At 47.9% G+C, this 24764-nt stretch carries 25 protein-coding genes; all 25 read right to left on the bottom strand.

Going from position 1 to position 24764, the window contains the following annotated elements:
• Positions 1–61 precede the first annotated feature (61 nt).
• The 25 genes from trmFO to fapR all read right to left on the bottom strand — a co-directional run bounded on the left by trmFO (position 62) and on the right by fapR (position 24651).
• On the bottom strand, positions 62–1366 hold the full coding sequence (gene trmFO, locus MHB72_RS09600; RefSeq protein WP_048350336.1) for an FADH(2)-oxidizing methylenetetrahydrofolate--tRNA-(uracil(54)-C(5))-methyltransferase TrmFO: 1305 nt from the start codon (positions 1364–1366) through the stop codon (positions 62–64).
• Positions 1367–1441: 75 nt separating this feature from the next.
• Positions 1442–3517, bottom strand: coding sequence for a type I DNA topoisomerase (gene topA, locus MHB72_RS09595; protein ID WP_020451381.1), 2076 nt, complete (start codon positions 3515–3517; stop codon positions 1442–1444).
• A 204-nt stretch (positions 3518–3721) separates the two neighbouring features.
• A complete protein-coding gene (dprA, locus tag MHB72_RS09590; RefSeq protein WP_057957852.1) occupies positions 3722–4624 on the bottom strand; it encodes a DNA-processing protein DprA in 903 nt (300 codons plus the stop codon).
• A gap of 112 nt (positions 4625–4736) precedes the next feature.
• A complete protein-coding gene (gene sucD / locus MHB72_RS09585; RefSeq protein ID WP_020451379.1) occupies positions 4737–5639 on the bottom strand; it encodes a succinate--CoA ligase subunit alpha in 903 nt (300 codons plus the stop codon).
• Between the two features lie 18 nt (positions 5640–5657).
• Positions 5658–6818: an ADP-forming succinate--CoA ligase subunit beta gene (gene sucC, locus MHB72_RS09580; RefSeq protein ID WP_020451378.1), complete on the bottom strand. Its 1161-nt coding sequence runs from the start codon at positions 6816–6818 to the stop codon at positions 5658–5660.
• 175 nt (positions 6819–6993) lie between these two features.
• Positions 6994–7278: a FlhB-like flagellar biosynthesis protein gene (locus MHB72_RS09575; RefSeq protein WP_025811381.1), complete on the bottom strand. Its 285-nt coding sequence runs from the start codon at positions 7276–7278 to the stop codon at positions 6994–6996.
• Entirely contained in the window at positions 7275–8972 is a 1698-nt protein-coding gene (locus MHB72_RS09570) for a hypothetical protein (protein WP_035338774.1), read from the bottom strand. Before MHB72_RS09570 ends, MHB72_RS09575 begins: the two co-directional genes overlap by 4 nt.
• 24 nt (positions 8973–8996) lie before the next feature.
• Positions 8997–9764: a ribonuclease HII gene (locus MHB72_RS09565; protein WP_035338776.1), complete on the bottom strand. Its 768-nt coding sequence runs from the start codon at positions 9762–9764 to the stop codon at positions 8997–8999.
• Positions 9765–9841: 77 nt separating this feature from the next.
• Positions 9842–10693, bottom strand: a complete 852-nt coding sequence (gene ylqF / locus MHB72_RS09560; protein WP_020451374.1) for a ribosome biogenesis GTPase YlqF — start codon at positions 10691–10693, stop codon at positions 9842–9844.
• 114 nt (positions 10694–10807) lie between these two features.
• Entirely contained in the window at positions 10808–11155 is a 348-nt protein-coding gene (rplS, locus tag MHB72_RS09555; protein WP_020451373.1) for a 50S ribosomal protein L19, read from the bottom strand.
• A gap of 138 nt (positions 11156–11293) precedes the next feature.
• Entirely contained in the window at positions 11294–12025 is a 732-nt protein-coding gene (trmD, locus tag MHB72_RS09550; protein ID WP_020451372.1) for a tRNA (guanosine(37)-N1)-methyltransferase TrmD, read from the bottom strand.
• The gene (gene rimM / locus MHB72_RS09545) at positions 12022–12546 is read right to left on the bottom strand and encodes a ribosome maturation factor RimM (protein ID WP_020451371.1); all 525 of its coding nucleotides are present in this window, start codon (positions 12544–12546) and stop codon (positions 12022–12024) included. The genes trmD and rimM overlap by 4 nt, the downstream gene beginning before the upstream one ends.
• A gap of 4 nt (positions 12547–12550) precedes the next feature.
• On the bottom strand, positions 12551–12937 hold the full coding sequence (locus MHB72_RS09540) for a YlqD family protein (RefSeq protein WP_020451370.1): 387 nt from the start codon (positions 12935–12937) through the stop codon (positions 12551–12553).
• 137 nt (positions 12938–13074) lie between these two features.
• Positions 13075–13320, bottom strand: coding sequence for a KH domain-containing protein (locus MHB72_RS09535; protein ID WP_023857213.1), 246 nt, complete (start codon positions 13318–13320; stop codon positions 13075–13077).
• Entirely contained in the window at positions 13320–13592 is a 273-nt protein-coding gene (rpsP, locus tag MHB72_RS09530) for a 30S ribosomal protein S16 (RefSeq protein ID WP_006638197.1), read from the bottom strand. Before rpsP ends, MHB72_RS09535 begins: the two co-directional genes overlap by 1 nt.
• Before the next feature lie 107 nt (positions 13593–13699).
• The gene (gene ffh / locus MHB72_RS09525) at positions 13700–15040 is read right to left on the bottom strand and encodes a signal recognition particle protein (protein WP_020451368.1); all 1341 of its coding nucleotides are present in this window, start codon (positions 15038–15040) and stop codon (positions 13700–13702) included.
• A 15-nt stretch (positions 15041–15055) separates the two neighbouring features.
• The gene (locus tag MHB72_RS09520; protein WP_020451367.1) at positions 15056–15379 is read right to left on the bottom strand and encodes a putative DNA-binding protein; all 324 of its coding nucleotides are present in this window, start codon (positions 15377–15379) and stop codon (positions 15056–15058) included.
• Positions 15380–15500: 121 nt separating this feature from the next.
• The gene (ftsY, locus tag MHB72_RS09515; RefSeq protein ID WP_020451366.1) at positions 15501–16487 is read right to left on the bottom strand and encodes a signal recognition particle-docking protein FtsY; all 987 of its coding nucleotides are present in this window, start codon (positions 16485–16487) and stop codon (positions 15501–15503) included.
• 16 nt (positions 16488–16503) lie between these two features.
• Positions 16504–20064, bottom strand: coding sequence for a chromosome segregation protein SMC (gene smc, locus MHB72_RS09510; protein ID WP_023857215.1), 3561 nt, complete (start codon positions 20062–20064; stop codon positions 16504–16506).
• A gap of 99 nt (positions 20065–20163) precedes the next feature.
• The gene (rnc, locus tag MHB72_RS09505; protein ID WP_023857216.1) at positions 20164–20913 is read right to left on the bottom strand and encodes a ribonuclease III; all 750 of its coding nucleotides are present in this window, start codon (positions 20911–20913) and stop codon (positions 20164–20166) included.
• A 144-nt stretch (positions 20914–21057) separates the two neighbouring features.
• Entirely contained in the window at positions 21058–21291 is a 234-nt protein-coding gene (gene acpP / locus MHB72_RS09500) for an acyl carrier protein (protein ID WP_003181706.1), read from the bottom strand.
• Between the two features lie 76 nt (positions 21292–21367).
• Positions 21368–22111: a 3-oxoacyl-[acyl-carrier-protein] reductase gene (gene fabG / locus MHB72_RS09495; RefSeq protein ID WP_103749013.1), complete on the bottom strand. Its 744-nt coding sequence runs from the start codon at positions 22109–22111 to the stop codon at positions 21368–21370.
• Positions 22101–23057: an ACP S-malonyltransferase gene (gene fabD, locus MHB72_RS09490; RefSeq protein ID WP_020451362.1), complete on the bottom strand. Its 957-nt coding sequence runs from the start codon at positions 23055–23057 to the stop codon at positions 22101–22103. Before fabD ends, fabG begins: the two co-directional genes overlap by 11 nt.
• Before the next feature lie 17 nt (positions 23058–23074).
• On the bottom strand, positions 23075–24067 hold the full coding sequence (plsX, locus tag MHB72_RS09485) for a phosphate acyltransferase PlsX (protein WP_020451361.1): 993 nt from the start codon (positions 24065–24067) through the stop codon (positions 23075–23077).
• Positions 24068–24084: 17 nt separating this feature from the next.
• Positions 24085–24651 carry a transcription factor FapR gene (fapR, locus tag MHB72_RS09480; RefSeq protein WP_020451360.1) on the bottom strand — a complete coding sequence of 189 codons (567 nt, stop codon included), beginning with the start codon at positions 24649–24651 and terminating at the stop codon, positions 24085–24087.
• Positions 24652–24764: the final 113 nt, after the last annotated feature.

Genomic DNA, 24764 nt, shown 5'->3' with positions numbered 1-24764 from the left:
CACCTCTTCGAAAAGGGCTTTTAAATGTTATCACATAACAAGTTCATCTGGCAATGAATAACTATAGCGTTTTCGAAATATTTTGAATTGTCTCCAATGCGCGCGAAGCAAACTGTTCATTTCGTTCCTGCTTGTTTTTAATTTTAACCCCCAATTCCTTGAACAGACCGAAGTTCGCATTCATCGGCTGGAAGTTTTTCTTGTTTGTTTCCGTGATGTAATGGGCCATGCTGCCGATCGCTGTTTCATTTGAAAAAGTGACCGGTTCTTTTCCCTGAATGAGCCGAGCCGCATTTATTCCGGCAACAAGACCTGAAGCCGCTGATTCAACATACCCTTCAACACCTGTCATTTGGCCGGCGAAAAACAGATCGTCCCGTTTTTTAAACTGGTAGGTCGCTTTTAAAAGACTCGGCGAGTTGATGAACGTATTTCTGTGCATTACGCCGTAGCGGACGATTTCAGCTTGTTCCAGTCCCGGAATGAGGCGGAGCACTTCCTTTTGGTCGCCCCATTTGAGATGGGTCTGAAAACCGACGATATTGTAAAGCGTGCCGGCTGCATCATCTTGGCGCAGCTGCACAACGGCGTATGGACGCTTTCCTGTTTTGGGATCTTCAAGACCGACAGGCTTCATCGGGCCGAACAGCATCGTTTTTTTGCCGCGCTTCGCCATGACTTCAATCGGCATGCAGCCTTCAAAGAAGATTTCCTTTTCAAATTCTTTCAATGGAACAGTTTCTGCAGACACAAGGGCGTCATAAAATCTGTCAAACTCTTCTTCAGTCATCGGACAGTTCAAATACGCTGCCTCCCCTTTGTCATAGCGGGATTTCAAATAGACTTTATCCATGTCAAGGCTGTCTTTCTCAACTATCGGCGCAGCGGCGTCATAAAAGTACAGATAGTCCTCTCCTGTCAGCTCCCGGAGCTTCGCGGAAAGCGATTCTGACGTCAGCGGTCCTGTTGCAATAATAGTCGGTCCTTCCGGTATTTCCGTGACTTCTTCATTGAGCACAGTCACATTCGGATGATTCTTTACTTTTTCGGTAACGTTTGCGGCAAATTCATGCCTGTCTACGGCAAGCGCACCGCCGGCAGGAACAGAACATTCGTCAGCAGCAGCGATGATGGCCGAGTCAAGAACCCGCATTTCTTCCTTTAATACACCGACAGCGTTCGTTAATGAATTCGCCCGAAGCGAGTTGCTGCAGACAAGTTCTGCGAATTTATCTGTATGGTGTGCCGGCGTTTGTTTAACAGGCCTCATTTCGTATAAACGGACATTGATACCTCGCTTGGCAAGCTGCCATGCAGCTTCGCTTCCGGCAAGTCCTGCACCGATGACATTTACTGTTTGATTCATATTCACATCTCCTAATTTATGAGTTGACTTCATCTTTTAACACAACAAAGAAGGTGAGCAAAGCCCTGCTCACCGCTACTTTTGTTGTTCTTCCTTATAATCGCAATTCACGCACTGCACTTGAACGCCTTTTTTGAGCTTTTTCTCGACAAGCATGTCCTCACATTTCGGACATTTCCGTTCAAGCGGTTTATCCCATGATACGAATTCGCATTCAGGATAGCGGTCACAGCCGTAAAAAATACGGCGTTTTTTCGATTTGCGCTCGACGATGTTGCCGGTTTTGCATGAAGGGCATTTGACCCCGATCTCTTTTACAATCGGCTTGGTGTTGCGGCAGTCCGGAAAATTGGAGCAGGCCATAAATTTGCCGTAGCGGCCCATTTTATAGACCATCGGGTGGCCGCACTCTTCACAGTCCACACCCGCATACTCCGGTTCGATTTCCACTTCCTGCATCTCGGCTTCCGCCTTTTCAACGCGTTTTTCAAAGTCCTTGTAAAAGGAATCGATGATCTGCACCCATTGAATGTTTCCGTCTTCAACGTCATCAAGCTCTTTTTCCATTTTGGCGGTGAACTCAACATTAATGATCTCAGGGAAAAACTCCATGATCAAGTCAAGCACGATTTGACCGAGTTCAGTCGGGATAAAGCGTTTGTTATCAAGGGCAACATACCCGCGCTTTTGAATTGTGTCAAGCGTCGGCGCGTAAGTCGACGGACGGCCGATTCCCAGCTCTTCAAGCGTTTTGACCAGCCTTGCTTCCGTATAGCGCGGAGGCGGCTGTGTGAAGTGCTGTTCGGGTTCGATATCTTTTGAAAGAACGGTGTCGCCTTCAGCGAGATCCGGAAGCATCTTATTCTTCTCTTCCATCTGATCGTCTTTTCCTTCAACGTACACCTTCATGAAACCTGAAAACTTGACTTTACTGCCGTTCGCCCGAAATGTCAACCCGTTGTTTTCAAGATCGACGCTCATCGTATCGAGTGTCGCCGGAGCCATCTGGCTTGCGACAAAGCGCTCCCAGATCAGCTTGTATAGTCGAAGCTGGTCTCTTCCCAATACCGCCTTCAGATCGGAAGGCTTTCTGAGCACCGAGGTCGGCCTGATCGCTTCGTGGGCATCCTGGGCGTTTTCATTCTTTTTGGCAGGTTTTCGCTTGCTCCCCAAAAATTCTTTTCCGTACTGTTCGCCGATGAATGATGCCGCTTCTTCTTGAGCTGTATTCGAGATGCGGGTTGAATCCGTTCTCATATAAGTGATTAACCCGACAGTTCCTTCTTTGCCAAGATCGATTCCTTCATAAAGCTGCTGGGCGATCATCATCGTTTTCTTTGCCCGGAAATTTAATTTACGCGCCGCTTCCTGCTGAAGCGTCGATGTTGTAAACGGGAGCGCAGGGTTCCGCTTCCGTTCTTTTTTCGTAACCTTTTTAACCTCAAATTTGTTCCCTTTGATCTGGGAGAGGATTTGTTTTACATCTTCTTCGCTTTTCAGCTGGTGCTTTTCGCCGTTTATTCCGAAGAAACTCGCTTCAAATGTTTCTTTGCCTTTGAGAAAAGACCCTTCAATGGTCCAATATTCTTCAGGTTTAAAATCGTTGATTTCTTTTTCTCTGTCAATGATAAGGCGGAGTGCAACAGATTGGACACGTCCCGCACTCAAGCCTTTTTTTACTTTTTTCCATAAAATCGGGCTGATTTTGTACCCTACAAGGCGGTCCAGAATTCTTCTCGCCTGCTGGGCGTCGACAAGATCCATATTGATCATGCGCGGATGCTTAAATGAATCTTTGATCGCATCTTTTGTAATCTCATTAAATACGACGCGGCAGTCGGAATTCAGATCCAGATCAAGGCTGTGTGCCAAATGCCACGCGATCGCTTCCCCTTCCCTGTCGGGGTCGGCTGCGAGATAGACTTTTTTTGCCTTTTTGGCGGCCGTTTTTAATTCTTTTAACACGGGGCCTTTCCCGCGGATCGTGATGTATTTTGGTTCAAAGTTCTGCTCGATGTCAACGCCCATCTGGCTTTTCGGCAAGTCTCTGACGTGTCCCATCGAAGCTTTCACTTTATATTTTTTTCCTAAGTATCGCTCAATCGTTTTTGCCTTTGCAGGCGATTCCACGATGACTAAGTATTCGGACATAACATTATCCCCCTCAAGAGGTGTTCTCTCTCTTTTCAATTTAGCCTTTTTATTGTATTCAGCATAATCGTCGTTTATATAATCATTATTTTTACGAAAAGTGTCTGATTTAATCCTTCTATATGTTGAACGCCGATTAAAGCGTTTAAACTTGAAATCCTCACTATTATTAAATATTACAATACAGTTTGTCAAACGATAATTCTAAACAGGTTCCGGATATTGAGTGCGTGAAGGCGGCAGTTCGCTCAAAATATCTTCAATATTCAATACGAGTTTCGCCCCTTCCTGGATCAGCCTTGAAGGACCGAAAGAGTTGGCGTCAAAGATCGGACCAGGCACGGCGAACACCTCCCGCCCCTGCTCAAGGGCTTGATATGCTGTGATGAGCGACCCGCTCTTTTCCTTTCCCTGGACGACAACGATTCCTTCCGTTAATCCGCTGATCAGCCGATTTCGCATCGGAAAGTGCCATTTTTGAGGTTTAACGTGGGGAGGGTGCTCTGATACCAGCAGGTGGTTTTCGGCCATTTGACCGGCGAGCTGGCGGTGTTCACGGGGATATATGCTATTGAATCCGCCCGCGATGACGCCGATTGTCCTTCCCTTTGAACAGATGCTCTCCTGATGTGCAAGACCGTCAATTCCTTTTGCAAGGCCGCTGACGATCGTCCAGCTTTTTTTGCAAAGCTCCCTGACAAGGTGAACCGCTGCTCTTTTTCCGTATAATGACGGGCTGCGGGTTCCGACGATTCCGATCAGTCTTTGTTCATTGAGAAGTTTAACATCTCCTTTTAAAAAAAGGACGGGAGGCGGGTCATGAATGGTTTTCAGGCTGGCTGGATAATCGGGGGAACATATGGCGGCCATGCGGACTCCAGCCGCTTCGTAAGAACGGATGAGCCGTTTAACATTAGACAGTTCTTGTTCCGCCAGTTTTCGTATGGAGCACAAGTCTGATCTTTTTAATGAAAGCTTCGTTAAAAGATGGTTTTTTTCGCCCGTAAGAGACAAGGAAGGATCCTGCTTCCACCACTTGGTCAGCAGAGAAGGGGAGAGTGTGCCGCGAAGGCGGAGCAATATCAAAAGCTCGCTGCTGTCGTTCATTCAAAAACCTCCAAACATTTTTAAAACAAAACAATCTGAAAGTACTAAACGATTTAACCAGTTATGAAAAAGCAGGAATAGACCAATCGGACTATTCCCGCTCATGTTAAGATCAATGTGTTTTACACGTTTCGTAAAGGCCTTTTTCCTTCAGCACTTTAATCAATGTTTCTCCCATAACAGAAGGCGTTTCAGCCACTTCGATTCCGCAGGCGTTCATCGTTTTGACCTTTTCGTCCGCCGTTCCTTTTCCTCCGGAAATGATGGCGCCGGCATGCCCCATACGCTTGCCAGGAGGCGCTGTTTTTCCTCCGATGAAACCGACGACAGGTTTGGTCATGTTGGCTTTCACCCATTCGGCCGCTTCCTCTTCAGCTGTTCCGCCGATTTCGCCGATCATGATTACCGCATGTGTATCAGGATCTTCATTAAACGCCTTCAGCACATCGATGAAGTTCGTCCCGTTGACAGGGTCTCCGCCGATGCCCACTGCCGTTGACTGGCCGACTCCTGCTTCTGAAAGCTGATGAACCGCTTCATATGTAAGGGTTCCTGAACGCGACACAACGCCGACATGGCCTTTTTTATGGATATATCCGGGCATGATCCCGATTTTACACTCCTCAGGCGTAATGACTCCTGGACAGTTCGGACCGATGAGCCTTGTTTTCTTGTCTTCCATATACCTTTTAACTTTTACCATATCCAGCACCGGAATGTGCTCAGTAATACAGATGACAAGATCAAGCTCAGCATCTGTCGCTTCCATAATCGCATCGGCTGCAAAAGCCGCAGGAACGTAAATGACAGACGCATTTGCCCCGGTCTGCTTTACAGCCTCTTCGACCGTGTTGAACACAGGCACCCCTTCAACCTCTGTTCCGCCTTTGCCCGGTGTGACTCCGCCGACAATTTTCGTTCCGTATTCAAGCATCTGCTTTGTGTGAAACAAAGCGGTTGAACCCGTTATCCCCTGAACAATGACTTTTGTGTCTTTATTAATAAATACACTCATTTTGGTCCCCTGCCTTTCTTACTTCACTAAGGATACGATTTTCTGCGCGCCGTCAGCCATTGATTCCGCAGACGTAATATTGAGTCCTGAATCATCGAGGATCTTCTTGCCGAGATCGACATTGGTGCCTTCAAGGCGAACGACAAGCGGCAATGTCAGACCGACTTGTTTCGTCGCTTCAACAACACCTTCTGCAATGACGTCGCATTTCATGATACCGCCGAAAATATTGACAAAGATCCCTTTGACGTTTTGATCAGACAAAATGATCTTGAACGCTTCCGTTACCTTTTCAGCTGTCGCGCCGCCTCCAACGTCAAGGAAGTTGGCCGGTTCCCCTCCGTAGTGCTTGATAATGTCCATGGTCGACATCGCAAGCCCCGCTCCGTTGACCATGCAGCCGATGTTTCCATCGAGCGAAATATAGCTTAAATCATACTTGGATGCTTCGATTTCCTTCGGATCTTCTTCATCGAGATCTCTGTACTCCAAGATGTCTTTTTGTCTGTATAGCGCATTGCTGTCAAAGTTCAGCTTGGCGTCAAGGGCCATGACTTTTCCGTCACCTGTGACGACGAGCGGATTGATTTCAGCAATGGAACAGTCTTTTTCAGTAAACGCCTTGTACAATCCCATCATAAATTTAACAGCCTGGCCGACAAGCTCTTTCGGGATATTGATGGCGAAGGCGATTTTTCTCGCCTGGTAACCCTGCAGTCCGACAGCCGGATCGATCACTTCTTTGACGATTTTTTCCGGCGTTTTTTCAGCGACTTCTTCAATTTCCGTGCCGCCTTCTTCGGATGCCATCAGCACGATGCGTGAAGTCGCCCTGTCAAGAACCAGACCGACATAGTATTCTTTTTTGATATCGCAGCCTTCTTCAATAAGTAAGCGTTTTATTTGCTGGCCGTCAGGACCCGTCTGGTGAGTGACAAGCGTCTTCCCCAACAATTCTTCCGCATAGGCTTTGACTTCTTCTTTTGATTTTGCAATTTTAACCCCGCCAGCTTTACCGCGTCCGCCGGCGTGAATTTGAGCTTTCACGACATAAACCGAGCTGGACAGCGCTTCCGCTGCTTTGACCGCTTCATCTGCTGTAAATGCCACTTTACCTTCCGGAACAGCCACTCCGTATTGTCTGAGTACTTCTTTCCCTTGGTACTCATGGATATTCATTTCCCATCCTCCTAACTTATGTAGCAAAAATAAAAATAGACTGCGCTTTCATTTTATATAATCATAGATCGATTGTCTAGGTTTCGATGAGAAATCGTAAAATCCTTCTAAACATTCACACTTTTATTTTATTAAAAATATAAAATTAATAGAGGAAACGGCTTTTTTTCAAAAGTCATTCCCTCTTTTTCATTTTTTCATCAAGCGTATAGACGAATGAAAAGATCTCGGCGACGATTTCGTAAAGTGCTTCAGGAATGTGATCGTCAAGCTCCAAGTGGCGCATTAATTCGACAAGCGTCGCATCTTCCTGAATCGGAACGCCGGCTTTCTGCGCCTCTTCAATGATCTTCTCCGCCGTGTATCCCGATCCTTTGGCAACCACCTTCGGCGCCTTATCCTTCATTTCATCGTAGTGAAGCGCAACAGCTCTTCTTAATGGAACAGATTCTTCCTTCATATTTTCACATCCACTGCGCTCTCTGTAATTTGTTCAAAGCGGGCGTCCAGAAAAGGAGCAAGCTTCATGTTTTCCCGTTTTTTTGCTGTGACGCCTGACAAGCTGTAGCCCAGTTCTTTCAGATTTTCCTTTAAAGCGGGCACCAGCGGTTCAAGCAAAGGCTCCAAGTCGAATCCTGTTTCAATTGTAACCGTCATGACGTTTTGCTGGATTAAACAATCGATCACCGTCTCTTCCAAGGCCTCCAACTGAAGGTAAAACATAAGGCGGCACTGGGAAGGGTCGATCTTTCCGTCGTCCTTTTTCTGCCCTTTTAAGAAAACGGTCAAATCCTGAACGCCGTTCTTTGAAAACAAAGGGTACGACAGAAAAAGCTGGCTCTGGGCAGGCTGATCATTTTGCAAAAACAGCTGTCCGTTTAAACGGTGAAAGATTTGGTCAGCTTCCTGTTTTACAGGAGCGGGAAGATCGGAAGCATGCCTCATTTCATTCAGCACGAGCTTTAAAGATTGAAGGCCCTGATCTTTGAGAACAGCGCCGTTTTCCATCGCTCTCAACAATGAGAGTTCATCTCTGACGCCTAAAAGGTCTTTGATCTTGAGGAGAACGGAAAATACATCGGCTTTATTCGTTAATGCAGGTGCTGTTTCTTTCATGATATGCTGCAATAATTCCGTCTCTTTTGGCGTAAATCCGCCCGGAACGGCCGGAGCTTGTCCTAAAGATCCGCTCGATTCAAGCGCTCTGATGACGCCTGCCGCTTCTTTTACAATATGCGTCCCGTTCGTTTCGGCTTGTGCCGCCAATTTAGCGAGCAGGTCTTTAGCTGCCGCGATTTCTGCTTTTTGCGGCTGCTGCTGAACAGCTTTTGCTTCTTGTCCTTGGGTGCCGCCGGCGTCAGCTTTTTGCAAAGGATTCCCGACTTCTGAATGAACCTGCGGCTTTAATGGCTGAACGCCCTGCAGTTCTCCTTTTTCGAGCGACCTGACGTGTTCTGCAAGCTTTTGAATCAGCTTTTCGGCATGCACCTCGGTCTCCGCTTGTAAAACAGGCAAAAGCGCCTGCTTCAGCTTTTCCATGCCTGCGGATTGCTGAGTGGCGTTCGTGATCATATCAAATGTTTTGGCAATCTGCTCGTTCAGCGGTACTGGGTTTTTGACGGCCAAAATCGAATCGAGCACGCCGGGATGGACGGGAAGTTCGCGTTTAAGAGCGAACATGACGGCATCGGCGCCTTTTTGGGCGTCAGACTTCGGCAGATTTTCAAGCCACTTGATGGCGGCTCTTAAATCGTTTTCCCTGATCGGCTGCTGCTCCTTCAGCAACGCTCCGACCAGAAAGACAGCTTCCTTCGTCCGCTTCAGAGAAAGCCCGTTCAACAGCTTAAAAGCGGCATCCTGCACTGTCTTCGGGTTTTTGTCAAACGCTTCAACGACCTGAAGGCGGCCTGTCGCTTCATCAGGCTTCTTTTCATACGAAAACCAGTAATGAGCGCCCGCTTTCAGGGGTGCCTCAAGCTTCCCCTGCCATTTCGTATTGCCGATTTGTATTTCGGCGAACTGCTCGCTGATAAAGCGGAGCACTTTGCCGAGCATCAGCCTTTTCTGATCCGTCTCCGTTCCGCTGATCCGCTGGAGAGGATCAGCTTGTTCAAATTGTTTTCTTAAGCTGTTATGTACATCGTTCAGCATCATCAAAGTCATTCTTCCTCCGGAACGTTATTCATGTGCTTTAACAGGGGCGAACGATCTTCGGTGTATCGGCGACGGGCCGTATTTGGCAAGGGCATGCAGATGCTCTTTTGTTCCGTAGCCTTTATGCTTTTCAAAGCCGTAGAGAGGATACTTTGCAGCGTATTCATCCATCAGCCTGTCTCTCGTCACTTTTGCGATGCATGCGCCTGCCGCTATCGATGCGCTTTTTGCATCCCCTTTAATGATCGATGACTGCTCTGTTTCGACTGCAAGCGACATGGCGTCGATTAGAAGATAATCCGGAGCGACGTCCAGCGCTTGGACCGCTTTCAGCATCGCCGCTTTCGAGGCTTCATAAATATTCAGCTCATCGATCTCATCAGCGTCAGCGATCCCGACGCCGACTGCTGCGGCTTCTTCCATAATGTATGAATAATAGTCTTCTCTTTTTTGCTTTGACAGTTTTTTCGAATCTGTCAGCCCTAATATTTCACAGTCTTCTTTGAGGATGACAGCGGCGGCAACAACAGGCCCTGCGAGAGGCCCTCTGCCCGCCTCGTCGATTCCGGCGATATATTGATAGCCCCGCGCTCTCAGCGACCGTTCGAAAGACGTCATCACCTGCCACTCTTCCCGCATGGCCGAAAGCCTTTTATTTTTCTTCAGCCAGGCGTCGACAAGCGCTTGGACGCTTTTCCGCCCATCATTTTTGCACTGCTCTATAAAAGGGTCTTTTTCATCACTCACCGATTGAAGATGTTCTTTAATTTCTTTGACGGTTAATGTTTTCACTTTCTCTTCTCCCCTAATGTTCTTATCGGCGCATCTCCTGCAAAAATAAAGGCCCGCTCTTTTAAAAGCGCGCCTTTTTACATATCCTCCGGCTTTTCAAAAGAAAGCGGACCGAACTTTTCGGTGCGGATATCGCGGATGATGACTTCTGTCGTCTTGTCGTAATTGATCTCGCCTCCGGCCATGAGACAGCCGCGTTTTTTTCCGATCTCATCAAAAAGCGCTGCAATCTCTTCTGGAATCTCTTCCAGATCATAGCGCTTTTTTAAGCGCTCAGGGTAATTCTCTTCCAAAAAGCGCAAACCGTAGACGGCGACATCCTGCAAGTTGATAATCGAATCTTTAATTGCACCTGTTGCCGCAAGCCTCAGCCCGACAAGCTCGTCCTCAAACTTCGGCCATAAAATCCCCGGGGTATCGAGAAGCTCGAGCTCTTTTCCGACCTTCACCCACTGCTGCGCCGTTGTGATCCCGGGTCTGTCGCCCGTTTTGGCGATGTTTTTTTTCGCCAGCCGGTTGATTAAAGTCGATTTGCCGACGTTCGGAATGCCGACGATCAACGCTCTGATCGCGCGCGGCTTTACACCTTTTGCTTTCATTTTATCAAACTTTTCTTTCAGCAGCTCTTTTGAAGCGGGAAGAATTTGATTGAGCCCCTGTCCGTTGACCGAGTTGATGGCGAGAGAAGGAATTCCGTCTTTTTCAAAGTGCTGCTTCCAAGCCTTCGTCACGGAGGAGTCCGCTTTATCCGCCTTGTTGAGCAGCATGATCCTCGGTTTGTTTTTTAAAATCTCTTCAATCATCGGGTTTCTTGAAGACATCGGAATTCTGGCGTCGACCAGTTCGTATACAATGTCGATCAGCTTGAGTTTCTCCGTTACTTCCCGCCTCGCTTTGGCCATATGCCCTGGGAACCATTGGATCACCATTTGTCTGACACCTACTTTCTGTTATTGCTATTCTTTTAATGGTGCGGTGCATTTATACTTGTTTGACAAAAAAAGAGCTTGTTATGGTTAACAAGCTCTTTTCGTTCGTTATCTTTATCGTCTGATTTCTTTAATACGAGCCGCTTTTCCACGAAGTTCGCGCAGGTAATAAAGTTTCGCACGGCGTACTTTACCATGACGGACAACTTCGATTTTCGCGATTTTCGGTGTGTGCAATGGGAATGTACGCTCAACTCCGACACCGTAAGAAATCTTACGAACTGTGAAAGTTTCGCTGATTCCGCCACCACGACGCTTAATCACGACACCTTCAAAAACCTGGATACGCTCACGGTTACCCTCGACAACTTTAACGTGTACACGTAAAGTATCACCAGGACGGAACGCAGGCAAATCAGTGCGCAATTGTTCTTTTGTGATATCTTCAATCAATTTTTGCATCGTCTTCAACTCCTTCCAACAGATGCTCTTGCGCGAGTTAACCGGCACAGCGGAACATCGTTTTCAAACTTAAACGAGCGTTCCCGTTCAAGTCACAAGTAGTATCATACCACACCTTTTTTCCGGGTGCAATAGAATCTACCGGTTTTTCCATTCAGAAATCCATTTTCGCTCTTCTTCAGATAAAGGATAGTTTTCCAGAAGGTCGGGCCGCCTTAAAAAAGTGCGCCTGAGAGACTCCTTCCGCCGCCATTCTTTGATTTTCGCATGGTTCCCGGATGTCAGAACGTCCGGCACCTTCAGGCCTTTATAATCTGCCGGCCGCGTATAATGAGGGTGTTCAAGAAGCCCCGTGCTGAAAGAGTCTTCAAGGTGCGATTCTTCCTTGCCGAGCACGCCCGGCAAAAGCCGCACAACACTGTCTGCGATCATCATCGCTGGCAGCTCTCCCCCTGTCAAAACGAAATCTCCGATCGAAATTTCGTCTGTAGACAGGTGCTCTCTGATCCGCTCATCATACCCTTCATAATGCCCGCAAATGAACATTAAATGCTCTTCCTGCGCCAGTTCTTCAGCCTTCTGTTGGGTATAGCGTTCCCCTTGGGGGCAGACGAGGATGATTCTCGGAGACCCTTCGGCTTCAGCTGTCAGCTTTTCGACCGCATCAAAGACAGGCTGCGGTTTCAGCACCATTCCTGCTCCCCCGCCGTATGGATAATCATCAACGGTTTGATGCTTGTTGTCGGAAAAGGCCCGAAAGTTCACCACGCGAAAGTGGACAGCGTCCTTATCCTGAGCTTTTTGCAGGATCGACGAGCCGAGCACACCTTCAAACATTTCCGGAAAAAGCGTTAAAAAATCGATTTTCATTCGTCAAGTAACCCTTCCATGATATGAATCTTGATCGTTTGATCCGCCACATTAATCTCTTTGACAACGGCGTCGATATAAGGGATAAGCGCGTCTTTCTTTCCCGGTCTGGCCACGACCCAGACATCGTTGGCGCCCGGCGTTAAAATTTCTTTGACCTTGCCGATTAAATCCCCGTCTTCCGAAAAAACATCGCAGCCGATGATTTCGTGAAAGTAGTACTCGTCTTCCGCCAACTGGCTTAATTGGTCTTCGGGAACTTTAATCAAGGCATTCTTTAATTTTTCGGCTTCGGTGAGCGTTTCAACCTCTTTAAACTGCAAAAGGTGGAACTGTTTATGAAGCCTGTGGGCGCTGACGGTCACCTTGACAGGCTCGTCTGTTCCTTCACGGAACAAGTAGAGCGCGTTTCCGGGCTTGTACCGTTCCTCAGGAAAATCGGTTCTTGAAATGACGCGGACTTCGCCTTTTACCCCATGAGTATTAACAATTTTCCCTACATTAAACCATTGTTTCAGCATTTCTTCACCTCGGACGAATTTCAATGACGATCCCGTCTTTAATCACGATTGTTTTTCCCGTCGTCATATCATGCCAATTATCCCCGACTTCAATGTCCATTAAAGCGTCGATTTCTTTTTCCTTTACTTCGCTGCCAAGCGGCAGTGTATGGATTTGATTGATTTGAAAAACGATCATTTTAATCTTGTCCTGACGTTTTTCAATTTCTTTTTTAAATGATTCAGTCGCTGCCGGATTGTGGTGTTCCTTTTCGTGCTTCCTGAGCTGAAAATAGAGCTGGTTGCATTCGCGCTCAAGGATTTCCTTTCGTTCTTCAAAAGAAGCCAGCAGCTTTTTTTTGCTGTTTTCAGTCAAAACCTGCATAACGGTAACACGTTGGATAATTTGCATGGCATCATCACCTACTGTCCCGTGATTTTTCCTTTCCCTGAAATCCGGCAGCCTGGCATAAGCTGACAATCGGAATCGTTCATCTGTTTCTATTTTTCTTACATGTTAAAAAAGGGGGAGGTTTTCACCCTCTCCCCTTAGTCTGCGATCTCAAGTTGAACTTTCTTAGAAGACTGTGCGCCTGCCGCAAATACGACAGAGCGTATCGCCCTTGCAGTGCGCCCTTTTTTGCCGATGATCTTGCCGGTATCCTCTCTGTTGACAGACAAGCGGAACATCGTCCGCTCTGGATTTTCCTCTCTGAAAACCTGAACGTCATCCGGATGATCCACAAGCGGTTTGACCAGTGATACAATCAGCTCTTCCAAGTGCAGATCACTCATTATTTGCTTTGTTTAGCGTTGTGGAATTTTTCCATAATGCCTTCTTTAGAGAACAGGTTGCGAACCGTGTCAGACGGTTTAGCTCCTGTTTGAAGCCATTTAAGCGCAAGCTCTTCGTCGATTTTGACTTCCGCTGGTTTTGCAACCGGGTTGTAAGTTCCGACTGTTTCGATGAAACGGCCGTCACGCGGTGAACGAGAATCTGCTACAACAATACGATAGAAAGGAGATTTTTTTGCTCCCATACGTTTTAAACGAATTTTTACTGCCATTTTACTAGCACCTCCGAAAATATTTCAACAAGATAGTATATTAACAATGATAAAAGTGTTTGTAAAGTGTTTTTTCTTAACAACGTTTTTATCATCTGAAAACAGGTTTACATGAAGGGCAGTTTAAACCCTTTTTTCTTGCCTTTTGTCATGTTTGTCATCTGTTTCATCATTTTTTTCATTTCTTCAAATTGCTTTAAAAGACGGTTGACTTCCTGTACGGATGTCCCGCTTCCTTTCGCAATCCGTTTGCGCCTGCTTGCATTGATGATCTCAGGCTGCTCTTTTTCCTTCCCGGTCATCGACTTGATGATGGCTTCGATATGGCTGAGCTGTTTTTCATCAACTTTAACGTTTTTTAAGCCTTTCATTTTGCCTGCGCCGGGCATCATTTGAATCAGATCTTCAAGCGGCCCCATATTGCGGACCTGTCCGAGCTGTTCCAAAAAGTCGTCGAGCGTAAAGCTCATATTTTTCATTTTTTGCTCGAGTTCTTTCGCCTTTTCTTCGTCTACGTTGGCCTGGGCTTTCTCGATAAGGGTGAGCACATCGCCCATTCCGAGAATTCGCGAGGCCATCCGTTCGGGATGAAACGGCTCCAGCGCATCAAGCTTTTCGCCCATTCCGGCAAATTTGATCGGCGTGTTGGTCACGGCGCGGATCGACAAGGCCGCCCCGCCTCTTGTATCACCGTCAAGCTTCGTCAGAATGACACCCGTCACACCGAGCTGTTCGTTGAAGCTTTTGGCAACATTTACCGCATCTTGACCCGTCATGGAATCAACGACAAGGAAAATCTCTTCCGGCTGAGCTGTTTCTTTTACCTGCTCAAGCTCATCCATCAGGTCTTCATCAATGTGAAGGCGTCCCGCCGTATCGATGAGAACGTAGTCATGATGATCTTCTTTCGCCTTTTCGATGGCCTGCTTGGCAATCTCAACCGGACTGACCTTGTCACCCAGTGAAAATACCGGCATATCGAGCTGTTTGCCGAGCGTTTCCAGCTGTTTGATCGCCGCCGGGCGGTAGATGTCTGCTGCCACGAGCAGCGGATTGCGGTTATGTTTTTTGCGAAGCAGGTTGGCGAGCTTTCCGGTCGACGTCGTTTTACCGGCCCCTTGCAGACCGACCATCATGATGACGGTCGGCGGACGCTTTGCAGCGGCAATCTTGCTTTCCTCGCCGCCCATCAGCTCCGTCAGTTCTTCTTTTACCACTTTAATGACCTGCTGTCCGGGCGTCAGGCTTTTCATGACGTCTTGTCCGACAGCTCGTTCGCTTACCTTTTTCACAAAATCTTTCACGACTTTAAAATTGACGTCCGCTTCAAGGAGCGCTAAACGGACTTCACGCATCATGTCTTTGACGTCTTGCTCCGTTACTTTTCCTTTTCCGCGGATTTTTGAGATCGTTTGCTGCAGTCGGTCGGCTAATCCTTCGAATGCCATATTAAGTGCCGCCTCCTAATCTAATTTCTCAAGCGCGTCGATCAGGGATTCCGCTTCGGGCTGACCGTCAGTCAGCTTTCTCAGCTCTTCAAAAATCTTATTGCGCTCTTGAAATTTTTTAAACAAAAGTAGCTTTTCTTCATATTGCTCAAGCATGGCTTCGGTCCGCTTGATATTGTCATAGACCGCTTGCCTTGAGACATGATATTCTTCAGCTATTTCGCCAAGGGAGAAATCGTCTAAGTAGTAAAGCGACATGTAGCTTTTTTGTTTTGATGTCAACAACGACTGATAGAAATCGAATAGGTAATTCATTCTCGTTGTTTTTTCAAGCGTCATGAGACTCTCCCCTTTGTTAAGTCAAATCCCTTTACGATACATTAGTTTACGCTGAAATATTTGATCTGTCAAGTTTTTATCTTGTCATACATGACGGCGAAAAAGAAAAGGTTTTCCGCGCCTACTCTTCTTTCTCGATCAGATCGGAAAACAGGCCGTATACATATGACTCTGCTTCAAACGGCTGCAGGTCATCCATTTTTTCTCCCAGTCCGACAAACTTGACCGGAATCTGGAGCTCGTGGCGGATGGCGAGGACGATGCCGCCTTTTGCCGTTCCGTCGAGCTTCGTCAGCACGATGCCGGAGACATCAGTCGCTTTGGAAAATTCGCGCGCCTGTGTCATCGCGTTCTGTCCTGTCGTCGCATCGAGTACGAGCAGCACTTCATGAGGTGCATCAGGCACTTCGCGCTGAATCACGCGCTTTACCTTTTCGAGTTCTTTCATTAAGTTCACTTTATTTTGGAGACGTCCTGCCGTGTCGCAAAGCAGAACATCGGCGCCGCGCGCTTTCGCGGCTTGAACGGCGTCATAGATAACGGCCGCAGGGTCCGAGCCTTCCGCCTGTTTGACGACATGCGCGCCGACGCGCTCTCCCCACACTTCAAGCTGATCGATCGCGCCGGCTCTGAATGTATCTCCGGCAGCAAGGACGACATTTTTGCCTTCTTTGATGAATTGATGGGCAAGCTTGCCGATCGTCGTCGTTTTGCCGACGCCGTTTACGCCGACGAATAAAATGATGTTTAAGCGGCCGTCTTCGACGCGGAGCTCTGCTGCTTCCTGCTCCCCGCCTTCATAGATTTCGACGAGCTTTTCAGAAATGACGGACTGAACCTCTTTCGGGTCCTGAATATTTCTTCGTTTGACCTCGCTTTTCAGTTCGTCAATCAGCTCCATCACCGTTGAAACGCCGACATCAGCGCTGATCAGAACCTCTTCAAGCTCTTCAAAAAAATCCTCGTCCACTTTCCGGTAGCGGGAGACAAGCTCATTGACCCGCTCCTGAAACGTATTTCTCGTTTTCGCCAGGCCTTCTTTAAATTTGCCTGAAACCGAATCGGTCTGCTGTGTGATTTTTTCTTTCAGTTTTTTAAAAAAGCTCATGTCCTGTAACCTCGCTTTATTGAACTAGTTCTTTTGTTTCTTCAAGCTTGACTGAGACCAGCTTGGAAACGCCTGATTCCTGCATCGTCACGCCGTAAAGAACATCGGCTTCTTCCATCGTTCCTTTCCGGTGGGTGATGACGATAAACTGGGTTTCATGGCTGTATTTTTTCAAGTATTGGGCAAAGCGGAACACGTTCGCTTCGTCAAGCGCTGCCTCGACTTCATCCAGCACGCAGAACGGAACCGGTCTGACTTTGAGAATCGAAAACAGGAGCGCGATCGCCGTCAAGGCCCGTTCCCCGCCGGAAAGCAGGCTCAGGTTCTGCAGCTTTTTGCCCGGAGGCTGAGCGATAATATCGACGCCCGATTGGAGCAGGTCATTCGGATCTGTCAGCTTGAGTTCGGCTCTTCCGCCGCCGAACAGCGCCCGGAAGACGTCTTCGAAATGAGAACTGATCTGTGCAAATGTTTCCGCAAAACGCTTCGTCATTTCCTCATCCATTTCCTCGATAACCTTAAAGAGCGTATTTTTCGCTTCGAGCAGGTCGTCTTTCTGCTCCGAGAGGAAGAGGTAGCGTTCATTGACCCTTTCGAATTCCTCAATGCTGCCGAGGTTCACCGTTCCCAGCTCTTCGATTGCAAGCTTGATCAGCTTGACGCGCTTCCTCGCCTCTTCAGGGGAAAGCTCCAAAGGATATTTTTCCCTCGCCCCTTCAAATGAAAGTCCATACTCTTCCCGCAGGAAAGAGAGCAGGTTGTCGAGTTCGACTTCCATGCGGCCGAGCTTGACTTCTTCGTCTTTTAAGAGGCCTGCCATCTGCTTATACTGGCGCTTCATTTCTTTCAGTTCCAGCTCTTCGGTTTCAAGGCCTTTTTGCAGTTTCATCCGCTGCTCTCTTCTTGATGCGATAAGCTCTGCGGTTTTATTTTTGTCGTTCAGCTTCTTTTTCGCAGCTTCTTCAAGTTTTTCCTCCCCTGAAGTATTGGAGGACATTTCTGTCGTCAAGAAAGAGAGATCCTCTTCGGCAATTTTGAGCGCTTCCGCATTCTCGGCATACTCTTCTTCAAGCCTTGCGAGCTTTTCCCGTTCATTCGCACACGACTGTTCGGTTTTCGCCAGCACCACTTTCAAATCGGTCAGCTCGCTTTGCAGCGCTTCTTTCGTCGAGGTCTGTGTCTGTTTCCGCTCCGTCATCGCTTCGATTTCGGAATCGAGGCGCTTCAGCCCGCCGGCGATCGATGTGAGCTTTTCTTCAAGCTCTTTTTTACGCCGTTTCTTGTCTTCGTCCCCTTCGAGCAGAGCCGATTTTTCCTGATCGTAGAGCTCCAAATGGCTGTTGACGTTTTTCTCGGCGATTTCGAGTTCGTACAGACGCCCTTTGATTTCCTGCTGTTCGGTTCTTAAGCCTTCCCCGTCCTCGCGGAGTGACTGAAGTTTGGCATCAAGCTCTTGCATCGTCTGCTTCAGGGCTTTCACTTCTTTTTCGAGCAATTCGGTTTTCTCTTCCATCTCGGCGAGACGTTTTGTCTGGGCTTCCAGCTCCCTGTTGCGTCCCAGAAGCGAGCTGCTTTTTTTCTTAACGGCTCCTCCCGTCATTGAACCGCCCGGATTGACGACATCCCCTTCAAGGGTGACGATCCGGTATCTGTGGCCGAGCCGTTTGGCAAGATCGTTGGCGCCTTTTAAATGCTCGGTGATCAGCACGGTGCCAAGCAGGTTTTGCACGACGGTCCGGTAGGCCGGATCAAACGAAACAAGCTCGCTGGCGATGCCGATGAACGACGGATTTTCTTTCGCCGCTTCGATATCTCGCGACTGAATGCGGCGCTCTTTGATGACGGAAAGCGGGAGAAAGGTCGCCCTTCCGAACGAATGCTTTTTCAAATATTGAATCGCCCGTCTGGCGGCGTCTTCATCGTCAGTGACAACATGTTGGGCCGTTGCGCCGAGCGCGATTTCAATCGCTGTTTCATACCGCTCGTCCGTCTTTAACAGCTCGGCAATCGCACCGCGAATGCCCGGAAGCTCGCTCTTGGCCTTTAATACTTCTTTGACGCCTTGATAAAACCCTGAGAAGTCCTCCTGCATCGCTTCAAGCATTTCCTTTTTGGAGCGCGCCTGCTGAACGTATTGATAAGCTTGGTAAAGGGCGGATTCCTTTTTCTCGTACTGGCTTTTTTTCTGTTCATAGCTTTTTTGCGCGTCCCTGAATGCTTGAATCTGGCTGTGAAGGCGCTCGTCGACGAGGCTGAATTCGTGTTCGGTTTTCATCTTTCGGTCGGCGATTTCCTTCCGCTCGCTTAAATATTTTTCATTGTTTTGCGCGAGTCGTTTTTGCTGCGCCGCGGATTGGGACATTTGGTCTTCAAGAAATTGAAGCTCGTTTCGGACGGATGCCTGTTCGTTCAAGAGCTCGAAATAATCGCTTTTCAGCTGTTCGATTTCTTCTTCTACATTTTCGCTGTATCCGGATAGAGCCTGATTCTTTTCTTTCACCTTTCGGGCAAGCTCTTTTGCTTCGGCCTCGAGCTTTTCAAACACAAGCTTCTGCGCGGCGATTTTTTCTTTCAGGCTTCGCTCTTTTTCACTGCGCTGGACGAGCGCTTCTTCAAGCTGAGCTCTGTTTTGCGTCGCGTTTTTTTTGCGTTCCTTCAGCACTTCTTTCCGGCCTTCAAGCTTCTCCAGTTCCTCGCTTGTCAAAAGCAGCACTTGCTGAAGCTCATCGACCGATTCGTCGAGCGCTTGAATTTTGTCTCTTGCCTCTTCGATTTTGGCTTCCTTTGCCTGGATGGCCGCAGACGAAGACATCTCTTCGTCTTTCGCCTTTTCGACTTTCTGCTGAAGGGCTTCCCATTTTCCGTGAAGCTCTTCGATATCATACGCCGTTAACGCGATTTCGATTTTTTCAAGCTCATCCTTTTTTTCAAGGTAGTCTTTGGCGATCGAAGCCTGCACTTTCAGCGGCTCCACCTGCCCCTCGAGCTCGTGGAGGATGTCTTCGACACGGTTCAAATTGTCCTGTGTCTCAAACAGCTTGTTTTCGGCTTTTTTCTTTCTCGTTTTGTATTTTAATACGCCGGCCGCTTCTTCAAAGATGCTTCTCCGCTCTTCAGCCTTGCTGCTTAAAATCTCTTCGACTTTGCCTTGGCTGATGATGGAAAACGCTTCTTTTCCAAGCCCCGAATCCATAAAAAGATCAATGATATCTTTCAGACGGCACGGCTGGTTGTTGATGAGAAATTCGCTTTCCCCAGATCTGTAGACTCTTCTCGTCACACTGACTTCGTGAAAATCGATCGGCAAAAAGCGGTCGTCATTGTCAAGCGTCAGCGTCACTTCGGCAAGATTCAGCTTTTTCCGCGAATCGCTGCCTGCAAAAATGATGTCTTCCATTTTACCGCCTCTGAGCGATTTGGCGGACTGTTCACCGAGCACCCAGCGGATCGCGTCGGTAATGTTGCTTTTTCCGCTGCCGTTCGGACCGACGACAGCTGTCACGCCTTTTACAAAATCTACAGAAATTCGTTCTGCAAACGATTTAAATCCTATCACGTCTAAACGTTTGAGGAACATGGTGATCCTCCTTATGTATTAAAGTATTACAATTCTATCATAACCCCATCGAAAAGGCTTAAAATACATTGAAATCCCCCTGAGTTTTGCAAGGGGGATTTATTGTTTCATATGGTGTTTTTGCAGCCTCGCGAGCGCTTCTTGAGCGGCATGCTGTTCTGCTTCTTTTTTGGAACGGCCGCTTCCCACCCCAAGTACTTCTCCTTTTAGCGATACGTTTGCTTCAAATTCGCGGTTGTGCGCCGGTCCTTTTTCCTGAAGGATTTTATACTCCAGAATACCTCGTCCGTCGCGCTGTACAAATTCCTGCAGCTGGCTTTTAAAATCCATCACATGAGAAAAAGCACCATCGTCGATTTTAGGGAAAACGTACGCTTTCAGAAAGGCCACGACAGCTTCGAGCCCCTGATCCAGATAGAGCGCACCGATAAAAGCTTCAAACACATCGGCTAAAAGCGCCGGACGCTTTCTTCCTCCAGTCATTTCCTCTCCTTTTCCCAATAGAACAAGCTCTCCGAAAGAAAGCTCATGGGCCAGGGAAACCAAAGAAGGCTCACATACGATCGCCGCTCTCAATTTCGTCAAATCACCCTCGCTCATCGCCGGGTATTTGGCGTATAAAAATTGAGAAATCGTCAGTTCCAAAACGGCGTCTCCTAAAAATTCAAGCCTCTCATTATCTTCATATGGCTTCTTTCGATGCTCATTCACATAAGATGAATGTGTAAATGCTTGATATAAAAGCTTCTCGTTTTGAAATTGAACCGAAATCCGTTCCTGAAACTTTTTAAACTGCTCCGCTTTCTTTTGAAACATTTTTTTGTCTCTGAAATGTGAATGTTTTGACATAGCAACCTCCATATGGGCACATCAAGTTCACCTCACCTCCTATGAAAAGGCAGGTTCGTGTATCATTGGGCAGCAAAACATTAAAATTAAAGCCGCATTTATAAAGGGATAAAGCCCCGTCTTTAAACGGGACTTTAAATGAGCTTACTGCTTACTATTTATGTAGTTCACAGCGTCACCGACTGTTGCAATCTTTTCAGCATCTTCGTCAGAAATCTCCATATCAAACTCGTCTTCAAGTTCCATGACAAGCTCAACTACATCAAGGGAATCAGCGCCTAAATCCTCTTTAAAAGAAGCTTCAAGAGTGACGTCGGCTTCATCCACGCCGAGGCGGTCTACGATGATTTTTGTTACACGCTCTAATGCGTCTGCCATAGCTATTCACCTCCCCTCAAGTATTATAGTTGATTCGTTTTTAAAAAACCAGAGATAATTCAATTTTTGATTTCGTTTAAACCATAGCCATTCCGCCGTTGATGTTCAGCGTCTGGCCGGTCATGTAGCTCGCATGGTCAGATGCGAGGAAAACAACGGCGCTGCTGATGTCAGACGGATCGCCGAACCGTGCAAGCGGAATCTGCTTCAGCATTTCGTCTTGAATATCTTTTGTCAGCTTGTCCGTCATTTCCGTCGAAATAAACCCCGGAGCGATTGCATTAACGGTGATATTTCTTGACGCAAGCTCTTTCGCCAGCGTTTTCGTCAAGCCGATCACGCCTGATTTAGCCGCGACATAGTTGGCCTGTCCGGCGTTACCGACGACGCCTACAACCGAGGTGATGTTGATGATCCGGCCGCTTCTTTGTTTCATCATCTGTCTTGTTACGGCTTTTGAACAATTGAACACACCTTTTAAGTTTATGTTAATGACGTCGTCCCATTCATCTTCTTTCATTCTCATGAACAGATTGTCTTTTGTAATGCCCGCATTGTTGACAAGGATGTCAAGCGTGCCGAAGCGGCCGACCGCTTCCTTCATCATCGCCTGAACCTCATCCGCATTTGAAACGTCCGCTTTAAAAGCAAACGCATCGCGGCCGAGCGCTTTGATTTCGTCTACAACTTCGTTCGCTTTCGCTTCATTGCCCGCGTAGTTGACGACGACATTTGCTCCGTTTTTCGCCAGGTCCAGGGCGATCGCGCGGCCGATCCCTCTTGAGGCTCCTGTAACAACGGCTGTTTTATTATCCAGCATTTTCGTTTTCCTCCTTCAACGTTTGAACGGCAAGTTCAATTGTGTTCGGGTCTGACACAGCAATCGTTTTGACTCTGCGGTTCACTTTCTTCACAAGCCCTGACAAAACCTTTCCGGGGCCGATTTCGATGAACGTCGTCACGCCTTCGTCAATCAGGCGGCTGATTGTTTCTTCAAATCGCACAGGAGAATACAGCTGTTCAATCAGTTTATTCTTAATGTCGTCTTTATCTGTTACAAAGTCGGCTGTTACGTTGGAGACGACCGGAATGGCTGCATCGCTGATCTTGCACGCATCAAGAACTTCACGAAGCTTATCAGCTGCCGGCTTCATCAGGTCGGAATGGAACGGCCCGCTGACTTCGAGAGGAATCGCGCGTTTTGCGCCCTTTTCTTTGGCAAGCTCTGAAGCGAGCTCGACGCCTTTAGCTGTTCCCGAGATGACGATCTGCCCGGGGCAGTTCAAATTGGCGAGCTGAACAAGGTTTCCTTCTTCGGAAACTTTGTCCGTCACTTCTTTCAGCGCCTGGCTATCCATGCCGAGAATGGCCGCCATCGCGCCTTCACCTGCGGGCACGGCTTCATTCATGAATTCGCCGCGCTTTCTGACGGCATAAACCGCGTCTTTAAACGACAAGGCGCCGGCAGCTACCAATGCGCTGTACTCGCCGAGGCTGTGCCCTGCCGCATAGTCGGCTTTAATGCCGTATTCCTTCAGTTTTTGAAGCGCTGCGGTACTCGCTGTTAAAAGGCTTGGCTGCGCGTTGTATGTAAGTGTCAGTTCTTTTGCATCCCCTTCAAACATGAGGGTGCTCAGTTTTGTTTCAAGCGTTTGATCCGCTTCTTCAAAAATCTTCTTTGCATTCGGTTCTTTTTCATACAATTCGTGTCCCATGCCGATATGCTGCGAACCTTGGCCCGGGAATAGAAAAGCAATCTTGCCCATATGTTAAAACCTCCAGACTATTCATCTGCTTTTTGTTGAATTTTTTCTTCGATAAATTCAGCGACATTTTGGCTGACCATCTCTCTGGCCTGGCGGATCGCGTGATAAACGGCCCGTCCGTCAGATGATCCGTGCGCTTTGATGACGGGCGCCTTTAAGCCGAACAATCCGGCTCCGCCGTATTCAGAGTAATCCATCTTCGTTTTCATTTCTTTCAGCTTCGGCTTCAGCGCAGAGGCGGCGAGCTTCGCCGTGAAGCTCGAAGTCAGCGTCGTTCTCAGCATTTTAAAAATGGACAGCGCCGCGCCCTCGACCGTTTTCAAGGCAACGTTACCGGTAAAGCCGTCTGTCACGATGACATCAGCGACTCCGTCCAGCATGTCGCGCGCTTCCACATTGCCGATGAAATTCAAATCGGTTTCCTTTAATTTTTGAAAGGTCTGCTTGGCAAGCTCATTTCCTTTTTTGTCTTCGGTTCCGACGTTTAAAAGTCCGATGCGCGGATTTTTGACGCCCAGCACCTGTTCTCCGTAAACAGATCCCATAATGGCATATTGAACGAGATGTTCGGGCTTGGCGTCCACATTCGCTCCGACATCAAGAAGGAGAAAGCCGTCTCCGGAGACAGTCGGCAATGTCGGCGCCAACGCAGGCCTTTCAATCCCTTCAATCCGGCCGACGATAAAGAGCCCGGCCGTCATAAGCGCTCCGGTGTTTCCGGCGGAAATGCAGGCATCCGCCCTGCCTTCGGCGACTTCTCCGGCCATCAGAACCATCGATGAATTCTTCTTTCTTCTGACGGCTCTGACAGGTTCGTCTGTCGCCTCGATGACTTCTTCCGCGTGCTTGACAGTGATCCGCCCGTGCTCCGTTAAATGGGCGGCAATTTTTTCCCGGTCGCCGATCAGCGTAATCTCGAGGTCTTCAAAATCTTCGACCGCTTTCATCACGCCTTCAATAACCGCTTTGGGAGCATTGTCTCCTCCCATGGCATCTACAGCAATTTTCATGACTTACGCGCCACCTTCTATGATTGTTTTGAACGATACATGACAAATTCGCCTGAAAACACAGGCTCTTCGGCAACATAGCTGTTCACTTCAACAACCGTTCTGCCTTTATCTTTATCAAGCTTTACGACTTTCGCTTTTGCAACGACCCGTTCGCCTTGCTTGACCTGCCTGGTAAAGCGGATGTCCGCTTTGGCCGTCAATGCGAGCTCATCGTCGATGAGGGCGACGGCGAGCGAGTTGGCCTGGGCAAACAAATGGTGTCCCCTGGCGATTTGATTTCGGCTGAAAACGTGCTCCGTTCTGATCTCCAGAATGGAAATCGCGTGCTCATCCAGCTCCAAATCAATGATCTCGCCGATGACCTCGTCGAGCGGGAGAGACTTGACTTCATCTTCAAGAGATTTCTCGGCAACACTTTTGATTCTTTCTCTCAGTTCAGGTATGGAAAGTTCCAAACGGTCCAAGCGAATCGTCTGAATGCTGACGTTAAATTTCTCCGCTAACTCCTCGTCCGTAATAAACGGGGTCGTACGAATCGTCTGCTGCAGCAATTCTTGGCGTTCTCTCTTACTTTTTCTCATGTTTTTAAACACCATCCGCGCAATTATGACTAGGTACTAATAGTAGTATATAATTTCATAGATTGGAATGCAATCTTTCTTTACCCGCCGACAATAAATTTTCACAGGACTTC

Origin of the sequence: Bacillus sp. FSL K6-1284 (assembly GCF_038002625.1) — a bacterium.
Taxonomy (GTDB): domain Bacteria; phylum Bacillota; class Bacilli; order Bacillales; family Bacillaceae; genus Bacillus; species Bacillus paralicheniformis.
Note: the sequence above shows the minus strand (reverse complement) of the source record. Positions and strands in the feature narration are given on the sequence as shown.